Genomic DNA, 3329 nt, shown 5'->3' on the forward strand with positions numbered 1-3329 from the left:
AGTGGTCGACGCGCGAAGTCCTTCGGGGGTTGACTCCGGAGCCGGTGGTGAGTGTGGCGATTCTCGAGGGCATCAAGCGTCCGTATCGGGCTGCGTCCCTGCTTGGAACAGGTGAACATTGACGTTCGCGGGGCGGTTGCGGTGGTCCGTGCCGGTGTCCTGCTCGCCCGGTACGGATTTCGGACAAGCAGTGAACATGATGGTGATCGTCAAGCCGTAGATTGGGCGCATGGTGGAGGGCACGCAGGCCGCGGCGGAAGCGCGGTCACGGGGGAAGCAGAGGCGGGGGCGGCACGCCGCTGCGAAGTCGGGTGCGGCACGGGGCGGGCTGATGCGCTCGTCCCTGTTGATGGCGGCGGGGACGGTGGTGTCCCGGGCGACGGGGCTGATCAGACAGGTACTGCAGGCCGGTGCGCTCGGAACCGGCCTGCTCGCCACGACGTACAACCAGGCCAATGTCGTGCCGGCGAGCCTGTACTTCCTGCTCATCGGCGGGGCGCTGAACTCTGTGCTGGTGCCGCAACTGGTCCGTGCCAGAATCGAGCAGCCGGACGGTGGGCGGGCCTTCGAGCAGCGCCTGGTCACCCTCACGATGTGCGTGCTCGGGGTCGGCACGCTCCTAGCGGTGTGGGCCGCGCCGCAGATCATCAGCCTTTATCAGAGCGACTCGCCAGACAACCACGCCGCGTTCGAGCTGACGGTGGTCTTCGCCAGGTTCCTGCTCCCGCAGATCTTCTTCTACGGACTGTTCAGCATCCTGGGGCAAGTGCTCAACGCGCGGAACAAGTTCGGCGCGATGATGTGGACCCCGGTCCTCAACAACGTGGTCCTGATCACCATGTTCGGCGTGTACGTCGGCCTCATGACCGCCCCGGACGGGGTGCAGGACATCACCCAAACCCAGGTGACGCTGCTCGGGGCAGGCACCACGCTCGCCCTGGCCGTCCAGGCCCTCGCACTGATCCCCTTCGTCCGTGCGGCCGGTTTCCGCTTCCGTCCCCGCTTCGACTGGCGTGGCACGGGCCTGCGCAAGAGCATCGGCGCAGCCCGCTGGACACTGCTGTTCGTGCTGGCCAACCTGGTCGCCAGCACCGTGGTCACCCGCTACGCCTCCGCCGCCGACAAGACACTGCCCAGGGACGGCGTGGGCTTCTCCGCCTACACCTACGCGCAGACGATCTGGATGCTGCCGCAGTCGATCATCACGGTCACGCTGGTCACCGCCCTGCTGCCACGGATGAGCCGTGCGGTCGCCGAACACCGCCTGGACGATCTGCGCGGTGACCTCTCCCAAGCCCTGCGGATCAGCGGTGTCATCATCGTCCCCGCCGCCTTCTTCTTCCTCGCCTTCGGCCCGCAGATAGCGCAGTTGCTCTTCGCCCACGGCGCGGCCGATGCCGCCTCCACCCGGCCTTTGGGACACATGCTCCAAGCCTTCGGACTCGGCCTGATCCCCTTCTCCGCGCAATACCTGCTCCTGCGCGGCTTCTACGCCTTCGAGGACACCCGCACCCCGTTCTGGATGGCCGTGTGGATCAGCGTCGCCAACATCGCCCTGGCCACCGCCTGCCATCTGCTGATGCCTGCCCGGTGGGCCGTCACCGGCATGGCCGCCGCCTACGCGGTGGCCTACTCCATCGGCCTGCTCATCACCGCGCTGCTGCTGCGACGGCGCCTCGAAGGACGACTGGACGGCAAGAGACTGTGCCGCACCTACGGCAAGCTGTCGGCTTCCGCCCTCGCGGCCGGAGCACTCGGCTGGCTCGTGGCCCGCGCCTGCGCCACCACCCTCACCTCGAACCCCTGGGTTCCAGCCCTGGGCCTTGCCGCAGGAGGCGGCACGATGCTCCTCCTCTTCCTGCTCCTCGCGCGGGCTTTGAAGGTCGGAGAGCTGCGGAGCCTGCCCGGTTTGAGATGACCCTCCCGGCTCAGGCTGAGGGGCCGCGGTGGCGAATGTGCAGGTCCGTCAGCTGTGGCCGGGTGGCGTGGGCGCGTGGGTGGTGGGCGAGCGAGGAGTTGGTGGCATCGGGCGGTGGGGGCATGGCGGCCATCGTGCCCGATCGTCCTGCGGCCAGGTGCGGCAGGCTACGACCCGTCGTGATCCGCTCCAGCTGATCGGTCTGCCCGCCATGCCTGTTGCCACCGCTCGTCCGATATCCCTCACCACCGCCGAACGCGCGCGGCTGAAGAAGGCGGCCTACGGTCACAAGACCCCGCACCGGACCCGGGTGCGCGCGCACATCGTGCTGCTGGCGGCCCGGGGACGGGCCAACGCACGTATCGCCCGCGAGAGCGGGATGCACCTGGACACCGTGCGGACCTGGCGGTCCCGGTTCGCCGCGCAGGGCCTGCCGGGCCTGGCGGACCACAAACGCTGCGGTCGGCCAGCCTCGTTCACCCCGCTGCAGGTCGCCGAGGTCAAGGCGCTGGCCTGCCAACTGCCCGCCGAGTCCGGGACTCCGCTGGCGCGGTGGTCGTGCCCGGAACTGGCGCGTGAGGTGGTCGCCCGGGCCATCGCCGGGTCCGTCTCCGCCTCCACCGTGCGCCGCTGGCTCCAACAGGACGCAATCAAGCCCTGGCAGTACCGGTCCTGGATCTTTATCCGGGACCCGGACTTCCAGCGCAAGGCCGCGCGGATCATGGACCTGTACGCCGGCACCTGGCAGGGCATCGCGCTGGGTGACAACGAGTACGTCATCAGCGCGGACGAGAAGACCTCCGTCCAGGCCCGCTGCCGCTGTCACCCCACGCTGGCCCCGGGACAGGCCCGCGCGATGCGCGTCAACCACGAGTACGGCCGCGGCGGCGCTCTGGCCTACCTGGCCGCCTATGACGTCCACCGGGCGAAGGTGTTCGGCCGCTGCGAGGACAGAACGGGCATCGTGCCTTTCATGAACCTGGTCACCCAGGTCATGACCACCGTGCCCTACGCCGCCGCCGAACGCGTCTTCTGGATCGTCGACAACGGCTCCTCCCATCGCGGACAACGGGCCATCGACCGCCTGACCAGAACCTTTCCGAACGCGGTCATGGTCCACACCCCCGTGCACGCCTCCTGGACGAACCAGGTGGAGATCTTCTTCTCCATCGTCCAACGCAAAGTCGTGGCACCCAACGACTTCACCGACCTCACCCAGGTCCGCGATCGGCTCCGAGACTTCGAAGACCGCTACAACGCCACGGCACAGCCGTTCCAGTGGAGGTTCACCACCTCCGACCTGGACGATCTGCTGGCCAGACTCGACCGACACTCTCTCGACCGACAGGAAGAATCCTCCACCGCACCGACTGCTTGATCAACCCCCGAAGGACTTCGCGCGTCGACCACT

The 3329-nt window shown here is 68.2% G+C and carries 3 protein-coding genes; 2 read left to right on the top strand and 1 reads right to left on the bottom strand.

The features are described 5' to 3' along the window. Window positions 1-72 precede the first annotated feature (72 nt). Window positions 73-213: a hypothetical protein gene (locus QMF80_RS37700; protein WP_283461920.1), complete on the bottom strand. Its 141-nt coding sequence runs from the start codon at window positions 211-213 to the stop codon at window positions 73-75. Between the two features lie 16 nt (window positions 214-229). Here QMF80_RS37700 and murJ point away from each other — a divergent pair, with 16 nt between their 5' ends. Beyond that, window positions 230-1918 (top strand): murein biosynthesis integral membrane protein MurJ, encoded by a 1689-nt coding sequence (gene murJ, locus QMF80_RS37705; RefSeq protein WP_283461922.1) that lies wholly within the window; start codon window positions 230-232, stop codon window positions 1916-1918. A gap of 211 nt (window positions 1919-2129) precedes the next feature. Beyond that, window positions 2130-3296 carry an IS630 family transposase gene (locus tag QMF80_RS37710; RefSeq protein WP_283461924.1) on the top strand — a complete coding sequence of 389 codons (1167 nt, stop codon included), beginning with the start codon at window positions 2130-2132 and terminating at the stop codon, window positions 3294-3296. The last annotated feature ends 33 nt before the right edge of the window (window positions 3297-3329 follow it).

The sequence above is a fragment of the Streptomyces sp. G-G2 genome (assembly GCF_030063135.1).
Classification (GTDB): Bacteria; Actinomycetota; Actinomycetes; order Streptomycetales; family Streptomycetaceae; genus Streptomyces.

Bases quoted from the DNA above. Each gene is read 5' to 3' on its own strand.
- murJ (WP_283461922.1), top strand. From the start codon at position 230: ATGGTGGAGGGCACGCAGGCCGCGGCGGAAGCGCGGTCACGGGGGAAG.
- QMF80_RS37710 (WP_283461924.1), top strand. From the start codon at position 2,130: ATGCCTGTTGCCACCGCTCGTCCGATATCCCTCACCACCGCCGAACGC.